This is a genomic window from Flavobacterium poyangense (assembly GCF_011751075.1).
Taxonomy (GTDB): domain Bacteria; phylum Bacteroidota; class Bacteroidia; order Flavobacteriales; family Flavobacteriaceae; genus Flavobacterium; species Flavobacterium poyangense.
In genome coordinates this window covers 1-1353 of sequence record NZ_JAALLN010000044.1, presented here as the reverse complement: position 1 = coordinate 1353, position 1353 = coordinate 1, and the positions used below count along the sequence as shown (strand labels likewise).

General features: G+C 30.8%; 1 pseudogene. It reads right to left on the bottom strand.

The features are described 5' to 3' along the window. Positions 1-45 precede the first annotated feature (45 nt). A pseudogene (locus tag G3A47_RS22500) lies at positions 46-1205 on the bottom strand (IS3 family transposase); the annotation flags it as partial. Positions 1206-1353 lie beyond the last annotated feature (148 nt).

Sequence of the window (1353 nt, the reverse complement as noted above, 5' to 3'; positions counted from 1 at the left end):
TGAGTAGTCCTGAAAAAGGTTGACTGGATTAATATTTTAAAATAATTAAACTGGAATAGAATTCGTTCTGTTCCAGTTTGTTTTTTTCCACCTTTTTAGTTTAATTCGATTTTGCTTATGTGCTTGATTAGGAGTTAACATATTTATAGATAAGTGTACTCTAATTTGATTGTAAAATAACACAGATTGTTCAATCTGAATTTTTAAATCTTTGAAATTTTCGAAAACCTCAAATAAACCAAACTCTTCCTTTAATATTCCATTGACTCTTTCTGCAACAGCATTCTCATATGGGTCATAAGATTGAGTCATACTTACTGAAATATTATTTGCAATTAAATATTCTATGTAATCCTTGCTACAATACTGAAGCCCTCTGTCTGAATGATGAATAAGAGCCTCTTGATATCTTCTTCCAGCAACGGCTATTTTTAAAGCTTCCAATGTAGAGAGCGCCATTAAATTATCCGCTAATTTATAACCAACAATCTTTTTAGAATAAACATCCGTTATCAAATGAAGATAGAACGTTTTTTCTTTAGTTCGAAGATATGTAATATCTGCTGCCCAAACCTGCTCAGGTCTTATTATATTTAAATCCTTGATTAAGTTTGGATATTTACGCATCCAATGTCTTGAATTGGTCGTTTTGTAATACCTGCGAGTTTTTGAAACTAATAAATACTCATCTCTTAAAAAATCAAATAATTTATCCCTGCCTATTTTTATATGATACTTTTCAAAATCATATTCAAGCATATGATGGAGCTTTCTACCTCCAGTTTTGGGTAGTTTTTGACGTACCGACATAATTAAACATCTAAGTTGTTCTTTGTCAAATTTTGATTTTAATTGATATGATTTTCTCTTATAATAAGCTTGTTTGCTAAATCCAAACAATCTGCATATTTCACAAGGACTAATCCTGTAAATATGATTTATTTCCTGGACTGCTTGGAACCAGACTTTTTTACAATTTCAATTTTTAACTCTCGTTCGGCTATTTCTATAATTTTTCTAAAAACCAATAATTCTTGTTCTTTCTTGGCTAATTGAGCTTCGAGCTCTTTTATACGCTGAGATTGAGGATCTTTCATAGGTCTTCCAAGTGTTAGTTTTTCTAAATAGGTAAATTTACCATATTTTCTTAACCAACTATCAATACAGCTGTGACTTCTAATTTGGTAGCGGCGACGAAGATCAGCTTTAGAAAACAAACCTTGTTCAAATTCTTTCACAACATGCTTTTTAAATACCTCACTGTAAGTCTCTACAGGCATTACTTTTTTTAGAACTTTCCTTTCTGTTGACATAATTAATTGGATTGTAGTCAACCTTTTTCAGGACAAGACA